Consider the following 13,911-nt stretch of genomic DNA (forward strand, 5'->3'; position numbering starts at 1 on the left):
GGGGAACGGGGCCGGAGAAATCCGGCCCCGGAATGTGGCTTGCGCTTACTGCGGGATCGGGACTGCGCGCAGGGTGCTGGTGGCAGTGCAGGTGGCCACGTGGTTGTCCAGCGTCCAGCGGTTCGCGGTGCGGTCGAACATGGTGCCGCTGAACTCGCGCGTGGCGCTGTCATAGCTCAGGTCGAGGCGAATCCCGCCGCTGCTGTAGTAGCGCGTGAGGGGCGTCACCATGACCTCCTCGTCCGGATAGACCACGTCGAAATAGACCACAGCGGGGCCATTCGCGGACGGTAAGTAGGTCCCCACCACGACCTCTTTTTCCAGGTACAGCGTCGCTCTCTTCTGCGCCGCATCGAGAACGATGCGCAGGTCGGCCGTGATGGTCTCCCCCAGCTGCGAGGGCGCTTCGCAATACAGGGATGCGCTGCAGTTCGTACCCAAACAATGCGTTGGCGGCACCTCGACGGCCGTGGTGCGCGTGGTAACGCGGAACATGCCGTCCAGCGACTGCACCGGACCCGGGAGCCAGATGCCGCCGCGCACGTCCGCCGCCACCTGCGCCTTGTTTTCCTCGCCGTCGCTGAACATCGCCAGCATCTGCGCCGGCGTCACGGCGCCGGCATTGAGCAGCTTGAGCCAGTAGTCGTAGCCCGCCGGGTCGGGCTGCCGGTGCAGCACGTTCTGGTAGTAGCGCGAGAGCAGGTCGGCGTTGCCCGGCGCGGTTCCATACAGGGTACGGAATTCCGGGGACTTGAGGAACTCGGCCGCGATACTGCCGATATCCATGCCCTTGTCGGCCGCGTCCAGCCAGAAGGCATAGCCGCCGGCGTCCGGCTTGCGATCAAAAGCCGCCTGGTAGACCCGGTACACGGTGCCGCCGTTGCCCTCGGTATCGATGACCAGCGTGCCGTCGGCGAAACGCAGGCGCTGCACGCCGGCTTCCACCGCCACGCTGCGGCCGCTCGCCAGATGGACCACGGTCGCGCCCTTGGCGCCCAGGGTGACCTGATAGGCGGCGCGCACCTCCTCGAACGCCTGGGTCCGCGCTGCCGACAGCGCCGCGGCGGACTGGAACACGGTCGCTGCCGTCCGGGCCGGCGCCGGCAAGACCCGGTCTTCCTGGCCGCCACTGCATGCGGCCAGCAACAGCGCCACCCCGGTGGCTACAAGCGTATTGCGCATCTACTCTCTCCCTGATGTTGTCGAAATGCGCCCATTGTAGGGATGGCGCCATGGCAACTCCAACCGCTGTGCATAATGTCGCGACCGCGACATCCGGCCGGCGCGCGCGCTGTTTAGTAAACGCGCTAAACATGGGCTGGCTTATCATCGCTTTCTTGCCGGAAAAGCAAACTCGGCATATATATGCAAGACGAGAATGCCATCGTTGGAGACCACATGACTGTCCGTTCCGCCCGCGCCGCCCTGCTCTTGCCCATCTTCGGCGCCTGTGTCGCACTGGCCCACGCCGCCCCGCCGGGCAGCCCCGCCGCCGCCGTGAACGTCTTCATCGGTACCGGCGGCGACGGCCACACCTTCCCCGGCGCCACCCGCCCCTTCGGCATGGTCCAGCTCAGCCCCGATACCCAGGTGCGCCACTTCCGCCAGAGCTATCCCTGGGCTGCCGGCTACCGCTACGACGACACGTCCATCCTCGGTTTTTCGCACACCCACTTCTCCGGCAGCGGCCACTCCGACCTGGGCGACGTGCTGCTGATGCCCTTCAGCGGCGAGACCAAGCTGGAACCGGGCTACCCCGAACGCCCCTTCTCGGGCTACCGCTCGCGCTTCTCGCATGACCAAGAAAAGGCAGAACCGGGCTACTACGCGGTGCGCCTGAAGGACAACGAGGTGGACGTCGAGCTGACCACGAGCGAGCGCGTCGGCCTGCACCGCTACCGCTTCGGCAAGGACGCGCCGGCCAAGGTGATCCTCGACCTGCGCCAGAGCATCTACGACTACGGCAGCAAGAACCTGTGGTCGCGCCTGCGCGTGCGCGACGCCGCCACCCTCACCGGCATGCGCGAGACGCGCGGCTGGGCGCCCGGCCGCCAGCTCTACTTCGCCATCCGGTTCTCACGCCCGATCAGTGCGCGCCAGCTGCTCAACCGCGAGGAAGCCGTCGAATACCGCGGCTTCGCGGCGCCCGGCAAGACCCCGGCCGACAAGGTGCTGGTCGAAGGCAAGGCCCTGGTCGCCGCGCTGGAATTCGGCGTCCCCGCCGACGGCACTTTGCTGGTGAAGGTGGCCTTGTCGCCGGTCAGCGAAGACAATGCCATCGCCAATCTGGACGAGATGCCGGGCTGGGACTTCGACGCCGAACGGGGCCGCGCCTCGACCGCCTGGAACGAGGCGCTGTCCGCGGTGAAGGCGGAGGCGCCCGAACCGATGCGCACGATGTTCTATACCGCCCTCTACCACAGCATGCTGGCGCCTTCGCTGTTCATGGACCGCGACGGGCGCTACCGCGGACCGGACAATCAGGTGCACCAGGCCAAGGGCTTCGACTTCCATTCCACCTTCTCGCTGTGGGACACCTATCGCGCCCTGCATCCCTTGCTGACCCTGGTGGCGCCGGAGAAGCGCAACGCCGATTTCGTGAATTCCCTGATCGCCGCCCAGCAGCACAGCCCCTACGGCATTCTGCCGGTGTGGTCTTTCCATGGCCAGGAGACCTGGTGCATGATCGGCTACCACGCGGTGCCGGTGATCGCCGATGCCTACATGAAGGGCATCAAGGGCTTCGACGCCGACAAGGCGCTGGCCGCCATGACGGCGTCCGCCGAATATGGCCCCTACGGCGGGCTGGCACACTATATGAAGCTGGGCTACGTGCCGATCGACCGCGAGCCGGAAGCGGCTTCCAAGACGGTGGAGTACGCGTTCGATGACTGGACCATCGCGCGCATGGCCGAGAAGATGGGCCGCAAGGACGTCGCCGCCACCTACTACAAGCGGGCCCAGAACTACCGCAACGTGTTCGACCGCGAGACCGGGTTCATCCGCGCGCGCAAATCGACCGGCGAGTTCCGCACGCCCTTCAACCCGGTACAGTCGAACTTCGGCAGCGACTATACCGAGGGTAGCGCATGGCAGTACTCCTGGTATATGCCGCACGATAACGCCGGGCTGATCTCGATGCTGGGCGGGGACGCCGCGCTGGCGGCTAAACTGGACCAGGTGTTCGACGCCAAGGTGGAGGACAATGTCTACGCCCATATGGAAGACATCTCGGGCCTGATCGGCCACTACGCCCACGGCAACGAGCCCTCGCACCACGTCGCCTACTTGTACAACTACGCCGGCGCCCCTTGGCGCACGCAGGAACGCCTGGCCAATATCATGGCGACCCAGTACTACAACCGCCCGGACGGCCTGTCCGGCAACGACGACCTGGGCCAGATGTCGGCCTGGTTCGCCTTTACCGCGCTGGGCTTCTATCCGGTCGCCCCGGGGAGCAACGAGTACGTGATCGGCCGCCCCTTCCTGGAACGCGCGCAGCTCAAGCTGCCGAACGGGAAGCGCTTCACCGTGCGCGCCGAGGGCTTGTCGGACGCAAACGGCTATGTCGGCCGCGTCACCTTGAACGGCAAACCGCTTGCCCGCACCTACCTGACGCACGAGGACATCACCGCCGGCGGCGAACTGGTGTTCACCATGCAGGCGACGCCCAACAAGGACTGGGGCAAGGAACGCACTGCCCGCCCCTACACCCAGACCGCCTACCAGCCATGAAGCAGCTCGCCGCCGTTTTCTTCCTGGTGACCGCCTGCGCCGCCCAGGCCCAGACCGTCGGCAAGGTCAGCGACCCGGTAGAATGGGTCAATCCCCTGATGGGCACCGCCAGCAAGCCGGAGCTCTCGAACGGGAATACCTACCCGGCGATCGCCGTCCCCTGGGGCATGAATTTCTGGACGCCGCAAACCGGCAAGATGGGCCATGGCTGGGCCTATACGTATGACGCCGACAAGATCCGCGGCTTCAAGCAGACCCACCAGCCTTCTCCCTGGATGAACGACTACGGCCAGTTCGCCATCATGCCGGTGACGGGCGCCAAGCGCTTCAACCAGGATGCACGCGCCAGCTGGTTCTCGCACAAGTCCGAGACCGCCAAGCCCTATTACTACAGCGTCTACCTGGCCGACGCCGACGTCACCACCGAGATTACGCCGACCGAGCGCGCGGCCCAGTTCCGCTTCACCTTCCCCAAGTCCGACGCCAGCTACGTAGTGGTCGATGCCTTCGACAAGGGCTCCTACGTGAAGATCATCCCTGGCCAGCGCCGGGTGATCGGCTACAGCACCCGCTACGCGCGCGGGCCGCTGCCGAAGAACTTCCGCAATTACTTCGTCATCGAGTTCGACCAGCCCTTCACGTCCACTGACACCTGGCAGGGCGAGACGCTCGAGGAAGGCAAGCTGGAGAACGAAGGGGCGCACAGCGGCGCCCTGCTCGGCTTCGCCACTGCCAAGGGACAGAAGGTGTACATGCGGGTCGCCTCTTCGTTCATCAGCTTCGAACAGGCGGAGCTGAACCTGCGCCGCGAGCTGGGCCAGGACGATTTCGACGCCACCCGCGCCAAGGCCAAGGCATTGTGGAACGGCGTGCTGGGCCGGCTGTCGGTGGAAGGCGGCACGGTCGACCAGACCCGGACCTTCTATTCGTCCCTGTACCGCACGGTGCTGTTCCCGAACAAGATGTACGAACTCGACGCCGCGGGCAAGCCGGTGCACTGGAGCCCCTACAATGGCCAGGTGCTGCCCGGCTACCTGTTCGCCGGCACCGGCTTCTGGGACACCTTCCGCGCACTCTATCCCTTCCTGAACCTGGTCTACCCCGCGATCAACAGCGAGATGCAGGAAGGCCTGGCCAATGCCTTCCGCGAAGGCGGCTGGCTGCCCGAATGGTCCAGCCCCGGCTATGCCAACATCATGATCGGGAATAATTCGGCCTCGGTGGTATCCGACGCCTGGATCAAGGGCGTGCGCGGCCAGGACATCGAGACCCTGTGGCAGGCCCTCAAGCATGGCGCCGACAACGAGGGACCGGTGCAAGCCGTGGGCCGGGCCGGCGTGAAATACTATAACGAGCTCGGTTACGTGCCCTATGACGTCGGCATCAACGAGAACGCGGCGCGCACGCTGGAATACGCCTACGACGACTTCACCATTTACCAGCTAGGCAAGGCGCTGGGCAAGCCGGCCGCCGAGATCGACATCTACGCCCGGCGCAGCATGAACTACAGGAAGCTCTTCGATCCCGAGACTGGCCTCATGCGTGGCAAGAACAGGGACGGCAGTTTCCAGGCGCCCTTCAATCCCTTCAAGTGGGGCGACGCCTTCACCGAGGGGAACAGCTGGCACTATTCGTGGTCGGTGTTCCACGACGTCGATGGCCTGGTGCGCCTGATGGGCGGACGCAAGGCGTTTGTCGACAAGCTCGATACCGTATTCACGCTGCCGCCGATCTTCGACGAGAGCTACTACAAGACCGTGATCCACGAGATCCGCGAGATGCAGATCGCGAACATGGGCCAGTACGCCCACGGCAACCAGCCGATCCAGCACATGATCTACCTGTACAACTACGCCGGCGCGCCCTGGAAGGCCCAGTACTGGCTGCGCGAGACCATGGAACGCATGTATGCGCCGACGCCGGATGGCTATTGCGGCGACGAGGACAATGGCCAGACCTCGGCCTGGTACGTGTTCTCGAGCCTGGGCTTTTACCCGGTGACGCCCGGCGTGAACCAGTACGTGATCGGCACCCCGTTGTTCCCGAAGGCCAGCGTGAAACTGGAAAACGGCCGCACCCTGACCGTGCGCGCCAAAGGCAAGGGACGCTATGTCGACGCCCTGCGCATCGACGGCAAGCCGGTGTCGCGCACCTGGCTCGGCCACGCGGAAGCCGTGAAGGGCGCCACCCTCGACTTCAGCATGTCGGCCACACCCAATACGACGCGCGGCACGCGCGAACAGGATGCGCCCTACTCGTTTTCGCGCGACCCGGCCCGTCCGGCCGTGCTGAAGGACTGAGGCGAGCAGCATGCCGGTGACCATCCGCGACATCGCCAGGGCCACGAACTACTCGATCGGCACGGTCTCGCGCGCGCTCAAGAACCAGGACGGCCTGAGCGAAAAAACGCGCGCCCGCATCCGCGCCGTGGCGCGCGAGCTGGGCTATGACCTAGGCAAGCTGCGCCAGGGCGAGCTGCGCCGCATCGCCTTCCTGCTGCACCGCCAGCAAGATACCCGCTCGTCCAGCGCTTTTTACCTGCCGGTGCTGCACGGCGCCGAGGAAGCCTGCCGCAAGCGCGGCATTTCGCTCTCCTTCGTGGTGGTCGGGCCGGCCGAACCGGTGGTGGAGCTGGTGCGCGTGCACCAGCCGGACGCGATGCTGTGCGCCGGCTTCTTCGAACCGGAGCTCCTGGGCGCCCTGCGCGACAGCGGCAAGCCGCTGGTGCTGCTCGACATGCGCCTGCCCGGCTACCAGTGCGTCAACCCGGATCACCAGCTGGGCGGCTACCTCGCCACCCGCCACCTGCTGCGCCTGGGCCGCAAACGCGTCGCCATGCTGTGCGGCTCGCTGGCCCACCACAGCATCCTGGAGCGCAGCCGCGGCTTTCGCAAGGCCCTGTTCGAGGCGCGCATGCTGGCCGATCCGGAGCTGGAAGTGCAGCTGCCCAGCGTGGGCGACCCGCTCGCCAACGTGCGCCAGGCGGTGGACACCCTGCTGGCCCTGCCCAGGCGCCCGGACGCCCTGTTCTGCTACAACGACAGCACTGCGCTGGCCGCGATGCAGCACTGCCTGGAACGCGGCCTGAAGGTGCCGCACGACCTGGCGATCGTCGGCTTCGACGACATCCAGGCCGCAGGCGCCGCGATTCCGCCGCTCAGCAGCATCGCCATCGACAAAGAAGCGCTCGGCGCGATGGGCATCGAGCTGCTGCTGGAAAAGAACCCTGCTGTCGATGCCGACTGCACGCTGCCGGTGCAGCTGGTGGTACGCGAGAGCAGCAACGACGATTAAGAGGACAACATGGACCACTATCCCGACTTCTTCTCGCCCGCGACCCTCAGCGGCCACGTCGCCCACACGATGTCCTTCTACCATCCACGTGCGGTCGATCCGAGCGGCGGCTTCTACCACTTCTTCCGCGACGACGGCAGCATCTACGACCGCCGCACCCGCCACCTGGTGTCGAGCACCCGCTTCGTGTTCGTGTACGCCAACGCCTGGCGCCACTTCCAGGACCCGGACTACCAGCGCATGGTGCGCCACGGCGTCGACTTCCTGCGCCGCGCCCACCGCAACCCGGAGACCGGCGGCTACGCCTGGCTGCTGGAATGGGACGGCGGCGGCGCGCGCGTGCTGGACGCCGACAACCACTGCTACGGCCTCGCCTTTCTGCTGCTGGCCTATGCGCATGCCCTGAACGCGGGTATCGAGGAGGCGCGCGGCTGGATCCGCGAGACCTTCGCGCTGATGGAACAGCACTTCTGGGAAGAGGAACATGGCCTGTACGCCGACCAGGCCAGCGCCGACTGGAGCGTGCGCGACCCCTACCGCGGCCAGAATGCCAACATGCACGCCTGCGAGGCCCTGCTGGCTGCCTTCCGCGCGACAAACCACCTGCCCTACCTGCACCGTGCAGAAACGCTGGCCCGCAACATCACCCAGCGCCAGGCCGGACGCGCCGGCGGCATGATCTGGGAGCACTACACGCATGACTGGCAGGTCGACTGGGACTTCAACCTGCACGACAAGGCGAACCTGTTCCGCCCCTGGGGCTACCAGCCGGGCCACTTCACCGAGTGGAGCAAACTGCTGCTGCAACTGGAGGCGCAGGGACAGCACCTGCTTGGTGCGCGCGACTGGCTGCTGCCGGCTGCCCAGGACCTGTACGCGAAGGCGCTGCGCCACGCCTGGGACGCCAGGCATGGCGGCCTGCACTACGGCTTCGCGCCGGACGGCAGCGTCTGCGACGCCGACAAGTATTTCTGGGTGCAGGCCGAAACCCTGGCCGCCAGCGCCCTGCTGGGGGCGCGCACCGGCGCCGAGCGCTACTGGGTCGACTACGAGCGCCTGTGGCGCTACTGCTGGGAGCATTTCGTCGATCACGAGCACGGCGCCTGGTACCGCATCCTCACGGCCGACAACCGCAAATACTCCGACGAGAAGAGCCCGGCCGGCAAGGTCGATTACCACACCATGGGCGCCTGCTGGGACATCATCCCGGCACTGGCCCAGCGCCGGCCGCAGGCCTAGGCGCCTGATGTCTTGCGTCGCGGAATCGGACGCTAGACACTGTGCCATTGCGCTAGCATGGCCACCTCACACAAGAGGAGACGACCATGGGCGAAATGGCAAACATTCAATCCTGTATCCAGGCCTGCCAGGAAGCGTTGCGGGCCTGCCAGGCCTGCGTCGCAGGCGACATCCGCGATGGCAACGGCGAATGCATCGCGATCAACCTCGACTGCGCGGACATCTGCGCCGCCACCCTGAACGTGATGTCGCGCGGATCGCCCCACCACGGCGACTTTTGCGCGCTGTGCGCCCACGTCTGCCGCGCCTGCGCCGCCGAGTGCGCCAAGCACGCGTCGATGCACCAGCACTGCGCCGAATGCCAGGCCGCCTGCGAGCGCTGCGCTGCCGAGTGCGACAAGCACGCCCGCGAACGCCACATCTGAGCGTCGCCCGCCCGACTGTTGTAGGTACACAGCAATTTAACGGAAATTTAACGGCTGGCTAACGCCTTGCTGAACGGTAACTGATAGCATCCGGTACGACCGCGGCGCCTTCGGCGCCCGTCGACGGTGCATCGCCTGGCGATGTGAATTCCACCCAGGCGCGCCGTGCGGCGCAACAAGCGTTCTCGATGGTCCATCCAGCATCCGGCAATCCTTCCCAAGACAAGCTTCCTTCGACTCGACTGGCGCGCTTCACCCTGTGGGCAGGTCCCTACGCCGGCCTGCTGCAGATGCTGCTGCTCGGCCTGGCGATCCTGAGCCTGTCGCGCCTTGGCCTGGCGGCCTGGCAGTGGGACCGGGTGCAGGCCACGGGCATCGCCGGCAGCCTGTTCCTGCAGGGCGTGCGCGCCGACCTGATCCTGCTCGGCTATTTTCTCGTGGTCCCGCTGCTGCTGGCCCCCTTGCTCGCGCACCGGGCCTCGAGCCGGGCCTGGCGCGTGCTGACGGTGGCATGGGCTACCTTCGCCCTGGTCTTCATCGTCTTCATGGAGCTGTCCTCACCGCAGTTCATCATGCAGTACGACGTGCGTCCGAACCGCCTGTTCGTCGAATACCTGGTCTATCCGCGCGAAGTGTTCGCGACCCTGTGGAACGGCTTCCGCACCGCCCTGCTGCTGGGCGTCGGCGCGACCATCGTGCTGGCCGTGCTGCTGTTCCGCCTCCTGCAGCGCTCCTCGAAAGGCATGCGCATGTGGCCGGCTCGCCGCCTGCTGCTGCTCTGGCCCGTGCTGTGCGTGCTGGTGTTCATGCAGGTGCGCTCGACCACGGGCCACCGTCCCGCCAACCCGGCCCTGTTCGCCCTTACCGGCGACTCGATGGTCAATTCGCTCATCATCAATTCCGGCTGGTCGGTGCTCGATGCGATCGGCTCGATGCGCAAGGAAGCCGTCTCTTCCGAAATCTACGGCAAGATCGAGCGCGCCAAGGTGTTCGAGCAGGTCAAGGCCGCGCCGTGGCTGCAGGGCGCCCGTTTCGACAACCCTGAGCTCCCGACACTGCACCGCCAGCAGGCCGCGATCACGCGCGAGCGCCCGCTCAACCTGGTGATCGTGCTGCAGGAAAGCCTGGGCGCTACCTTTGTGGAATCGCTCGGCGGCCTGCCGGTCACGCCGGAGCTGGAAAAGCTCAAGAGCGAAGGCTGGTGGTTCGAGCAGCTGTACGCGACCGGCACCCGCTCGGTGCGCGGCATCGAAGCGGTGGTGGCCGGCTACGCACCGACCCCGGCGCGCAGCGTGGTCAAGCTCTCGCTGGCCCAGCAGAATTTCTATACCCTGGCGGCGGGACTGGGCCAGCAGGGCTACCACACCGAATTCGTCTACGGCGGCGAAGCGCACTTCGACAACATGCGCAGCTTCTTCACCGGAAACGGCTTCCAGAAGGTGGTCGACATCAAGGAAATGCGCCCGAATTTCGTGGGCAGCTGGGGCGCCTCGGACGAGGACCTGTTCGACAAGTCGCTCGAGCGCCTCAAGACCTTGCACGACCAGAAGAAACCTTTCTTCAGCCTGATCTTCACCTCGTCCAACCACGAACCGTTCGAGTTCCCGGACGGGAAAATCGCGCTGCACGACCCGCAGAAGCAGACCGTCAACAACGCCGTGAAATACGCCGACTACGCCCTCGGCAAATTCATCCGCGAGGCGAAGAAGCAGGACTACTGGAAGGACACCGTGTTCCTGATCGTGGCCGACCACGATAACCGGGTCTACGGCAACGCCCTGGTGCCGATCAAGAAGTTCCACATCCCGGGCCTGATCCTCGGCGCCGACATCCAGCCCAAGCGCATCCCGACCATCGCCAGCCAGGTCGACCTGGGCCCGACCCTGCTGTCGCTGGTGGGCGTCTCCAGCACGCACCCGATGATCGGCCGCGATTTCGTGCGTGACAGCAGCACCCCGGGCCGCGCCCTGATCCAGTTCAACAATTACTTCACCTGGCTGGAAGGCTCTTCGGCCACGATCCTGCGTCCCGGCCAGCCGCCCTTGCTGGGCCGCTACGACGCCGCCAGCGGCGTGCTCGATCCGAACGCCGGCCAGCCGAGCCAGGCCCAGGTCGAGCAGGCGATGGCGCACGTGATGCTGCCTTCGCTCCTGTACCGCGAACAGCGTTACCGCCTGGCACCCTGACGGCCGTCACCAGAAACAAAGCTGCAACAAAATCGGCCGGACCCGGCCGATTATTCATCTTGGGTTCCTGATAATATTGTTTGTGGCATCAGCCGCAAACCAGACCGGGAACGACAAGATGGACGCGAGACCACCAGCACCGATCGCCGGCGTCACGCCACCCGAGGGAGGGTGACATGCGCGTCCTGCGCACCCTCTTTCTTTTCCTGCTCCTGTTCCACGCCGCCTGGGGCCAAGCCGCGCCATCGAGCGAGACCGGCCATGCGCGCGCCAGCCTGCTGCTGCACGCGCCCGCCGGCATCAAGCCCGGCGCCGAGGTCTGGCTCGGCCTGCGCATCCAGCACCAGCCGCACTGGCACACCTACTGGTTGAATCCCGGGGATTCCGGCCTGCCGACCACCATGGCATGGACCCTGCCGCCCGGCTTCCGGGCCGGCGACATCGCCTGGCCGACGCCGAAACAGCTGCCGCTCGGCCCGCTGATGAATTATGGCTACGACGGCGACCTGCTGCTGCCGGTACGCCTCGCCGTCCCGGCGGACTACCGGGGCGGCCCCGTGCCGGTCAAGCTGCGCGCCGACTTCCTGATCTGCGAAGAAGTCTGCATTCCCGAGTTCGCCGAACTCGATACCGTGCTCGATGCGGCGCCCGTGGCCACCGAGGCGACCCTGTTCGAGCGCGCCTTGGCCGCCGCGCCGCTCACGCTGCCGGGCGTCAAGGCGACGGCGCGCTTCGACGGCCATGCCCTCCTGATCGAGGCCTCCGGCCTGCCCGCCGCCTACCAAAACCAGCCGTTGCAGCTGTTCCCGGAAAACGGCGCGGTACTCGACCACCCCGCGCCGCTGGCTCAGGAATGGCAGGGCGGGCGCCTGCTGCTGCGCGCCCCGCTGTCGGCCCAGCGCAGCGACAGTCCCGCCTCGATGGATGCCGTGATCACGGCCGGCCACAAGACCCCCGGCATCCGCGTCAGCTTTGCGGTCGTGGGACCGTGGCCGAAGCCCGGCGCCGCCATGCCGGCAAGCGCGGCGCCGGCGCCGGCGAGCGCGCCACCTCCTGCTGCCGACCGTCCCTGGCTGGTGGTACTGGCCCTGGCCTTCCTCGGCGGCGCCATCCTCAACCTGATGCCCTGCGTGTTCCCGGTGCTGTCCCTCAAAGTCCTCGGCTTTGCCCAGCACGGCGGCGAACGCCGGCGCATCGTCGCCGGCGGCTTTGCCTACACTGCCGGCGTGATCGCCTCCTTCCTGCTGCTGGCCGCGCTGCTGCTGGGCCTGCGCGCCAGCGGCGAACAGTTGGGCTGGGGCTTCCAGCTGCAGTCGCCGGTATTCGTCGCGGCGCTCGCCATCCTGTTCACCCTGATCGGCTTCAACCTGGCCGGCCTGTTCGAGTTCCGCCACCTGCTCCCGAGCCGCATCCTGAGTGCACGCGCCCGCAACCCGGTGGCGGACGATTTCCTCACCGGCGTGCTGGCGGTCGCCGTGGCTTCGCCCTGCACTGCGCCCTTCATGGGTGCGGCCCTGGGCGCCGCCCTGGCGCAGCCCGCACCGCAGGCCTTGTCCGTGTTCGCGGCGCTCGGCGCCGGCATGGCGGCGCCCTACCTGGCCGCCAGCCTGTTCCCCGGCCTGGCCAGCGTGCTGCCGCGCCCCGGGCCGTGGATGGTCCGCTTCAAGGTCTTCATGGCCTTCCCCATGTTCGCCACCGTGGTGTGGCTGCTGTGGGTGCTGGGGCTGCAGGCGGGCGTGGATGCGATCGCCGCGGTCCTGGGGCTGATCGTCGCCGCCTCCTTCGGCGTGTGGGTGCTGGGTATCCCGGCGCGGGGCCATGCGGGCCGGTGGATCGGCATCGGCGCCACCATGCTGGCCCTCGCGGGCGCGGCCGCCTGGGCCTGGCCCGCTTTCAAGGACGCACAAGCCGGAACGCCGGCGGCAGCGGCATCAAGCGAATGGCTGGCATGGTCCCCCGAGGCAGTGCGCGAGGCGCGCCGGCAGGGGCGGCCGGTGTTCGTGGATTTCACCGCCGCCTGGTGCGTCACCTGCCAGTACAACAAGCGCACCACCCTGGCTGATCCGGCCGTGATGGCCGATTTCAGGGCGCGCAAGGTCGTGCTGCTGCGGGCCGACTGGACCCGGCGCGACGAAACGATCACGCAGGCACTCAAGGAGCTCGGACGCAGCGGCGTGCCGGTGTATGCGCTGTACCGCATTGGTGCGGCGCAACCCACGCTGCTGTCGGAACTCCTGAGCGTGGACGAAGTCCGGCAGGCGCTCGCCGCGCCCTGACGGGAATGAGGATGATGACCAAGCACAGGAGGATTACATGAAGCGCACCATCGCACTTTCGCTGTTTGCCGCCGGCCTCGCACTGCACGGCAGTGCCTTTGCCGAAGCCGTGGTCGGCCAGCCCGCCCCCGTCTTCAAGGGCGTCGACGCCGCCGGCAAGCCGGTATCGCTGGACCAGTACAAGGGCAAGTACGTGGTGCTCGAATGGGTCAACCCGGAGTGCCCCTTCGTGAAGAAGCATTACGACAGCGGCAACATGCCCACCACCCAGAAGTACGCCGTCGACAAGGGCGTAGTCTGGCTGGCCGTGAGCACCAGCGCCGACGGCGACCGCGCCGGCAAGTCGGCCGCCATCAGCGACTGGGTGAAGTCGAAGAAGGCCATGCCCACCGCGACCATCATGGACACGGGCGGCGCCATCGGCCGCGCCTACGGCGCCCGCACCACCCCGCACATGTACCTGATCGACCCGAGCGGAAAGCTGGTGTATGCAGGCGCGATCGACAGCAAGCCGACCGCCAACCCGGCCGACATCAAGGGCGCCACCAACTACATGGTGCAGGCGATCGACGAATCGCTCGCGGGCAAGCCGCTGAGCCAGGCAAGCACCAAGCCTTACGGCTGCTCGGTCAAATACGGCTGATCCCTTCTACGCATGCGGGGCGGATAATTTATCGCCCGGTCCGTCGCCGCATGCGGGCGCTGCTATGATGGTCCCCGATGTTTTCAACGAGCGGCAGCGCCGCGATAACCAGG

At 66.8% G+C, this 13,911-nt stretch carries 9 protein-coding genes; 8 read left to right on the forward strand and 1 reads right to left on the reverse strand.

Annotated features, from left to right (window positions below):
• Positions 1 to 45: 45 nt before the first annotated feature.
• On the reverse strand, positions 46 to 1,182 hold the full coding sequence (locus GV068_RS11295) for a DUF4214 domain-containing protein (protein ID WP_159697445.1): 1,137 nt from the start codon (positions 1,180 to 1,182) through the stop codon (positions 46 to 48).
• Between the two features lie 216 nt (positions 1,183 to 1,398).
• Between GV068_RS11295 and GV068_RS11300 the strand changes: the two genes are divergently transcribed.
• The 8 genes from GV068_RS11300 to GV068_RS11335 all read left to right on the forward strand — a co-directional run bounded on the left by GV068_RS11300 (position 1,399) and on the right by GV068_RS11335 (position 13,798).
• On the forward strand, positions 1,399 to 3,735 hold the full coding sequence (locus GV068_RS11300; protein WP_159697447.1) for a GH92 family glycosyl hydrolase: 2,337 nt from the start codon (positions 1,399 to 1,401) through the stop codon (positions 3,733 to 3,735).
• The gene (locus tag GV068_RS11305; protein ID WP_159697449.1) at positions 3,732 to 6,035 is read left to right on the forward strand and encodes a GH92 family glycosyl hydrolase; all 2,304 of its coding nucleotides are present in this window, start codon (positions 3,732 to 3,734) and stop codon (positions 6,033 to 6,035) included. Before GV068_RS11300 ends, GV068_RS11305 begins: the two co-directional genes overlap by 4 nt.
• 10 nt (positions 6,036 to 6,045) lie before the next feature.
• The gene (locus GV068_RS11310) at positions 6,046 to 7,029 is read left to right on the forward strand and encodes a LacI family DNA-binding transcriptional regulator (RefSeq protein ID WP_159697451.1); all 984 of its coding nucleotides are present in this window, start codon (positions 6,046 to 6,048) and stop codon (positions 7,027 to 7,029) included.
• A gap of 9 nt (positions 7,030 to 7,038) precedes the next feature.
• Positions 7,039 to 8,268 carry an AGE family epimerase/isomerase gene (locus GV068_RS11315; RefSeq protein WP_159697453.1) on the forward strand — a complete coding sequence of 410 codons (1,230 nt, stop codon included), beginning with the start codon at positions 7,039 to 7,041 and terminating at the stop codon, positions 8,266 to 8,268.
• Between the two features lie 86 nt (positions 8,269 to 8,354).
• Positions 8,355 to 8,693: a four-helix bundle copper-binding protein gene (locus GV068_RS11320; protein ID WP_159697455.1), complete on the forward strand. Its 339-nt coding sequence runs from the start codon at positions 8,355 to 8,357 to the stop codon at positions 8,691 to 8,693.
• A 143-nt stretch (positions 8,694 to 8,836) separates the two neighbouring features.
• A complete protein-coding gene (locus tag GV068_RS11325; RefSeq protein ID WP_229464059.1) occupies positions 8,837 to 10,879 on the forward strand; it encodes an LTA synthase family protein in 2,043 nt (680 codons plus the stop codon).
• Between the two features lie 176 nt (positions 10,880 to 11,055).
• Positions 11,056 to 13,155, forward strand: a complete 2,100-nt coding sequence (locus GV068_RS11330) for a protein-disulfide reductase DsbD (RefSeq protein WP_159697457.1) — start codon at positions 11,056 to 11,058, stop codon at positions 13,153 to 13,155.
• Between the two features lie 37 nt (positions 13,156 to 13,192).
• Positions 13,193 to 13,798, forward strand: a complete 606-nt coding sequence (locus tag GV068_RS11335; protein WP_159697459.1) for a redoxin domain-containing protein — start codon at positions 13,193 to 13,195, stop codon at positions 13,796 to 13,798.
• Positions 13,799 to 13,911 lie beyond the last annotated feature (113 nt).

It is taken from the genome of Massilia sp. 9I, assembly GCF_902506415.1.
In the GTDB taxonomy this organism is placed as follows: Bacteria; Pseudomonadota; Gammaproteobacteria; order Burkholderiales; family Burkholderiaceae_D; genus Telluria.

Bases quoted from the DNA above. Each gene is read 5' to 3' on its own strand.
- GV068_RS11320 (WP_159697455.1), top strand. From the start codon at position 8,355: ATGGGCGAAATGGCAAACATTCAATCCTGTATCCAGGCCTGCCAGGAA.
- GV068_RS11310 (WP_159697451.1), top strand. From the start codon at position 6,046: ATGCCGGTGACCATCCGCGACATCGCCAGGGCCACGAACTACTCGATC.
- GV068_RS11295 (WP_159697445.1), bottom strand. From the start codon at position 1,182: ATGCGCAATACGCTTGTAGCCACCGGGGTGGCGCTGTTGCTGGCCGCA.
- GV068_RS11335 (WP_159697459.1), top strand. From the start codon at position 13,193: ATGAAGCGCACCATCGCACTTTCGCTGTTTGCCGCCGGCCTCGCACTG.
- GV068_RS11305 (WP_159697449.1), top strand. From the start codon at position 3,732: ATGAAGCAGCTCGCCGCCGTTTTCTTCCTGGTGACCGCCTGCGCCGCC.
- GV068_RS11300 (WP_159697447.1), top strand. From the start codon at position 1,399: ATGACTGTCCGTTCCGCCCGCGCCGCCCTGCTCTTGCCCATCTTCGGC.
- GV068_RS11330 (WP_159697457.1), top strand. From the start codon at position 11,056: ATGCGCGTCCTGCGCACCCTCTTTCTTTTCCTGCTCCTGTTCCACGCC.
- GV068_RS11315 (WP_159697453.1), top strand. From the start codon at position 7,039: ATGGACCACTATCCCGACTTCTTCTCGCCCGCGACCCTCAGCGGCCAC.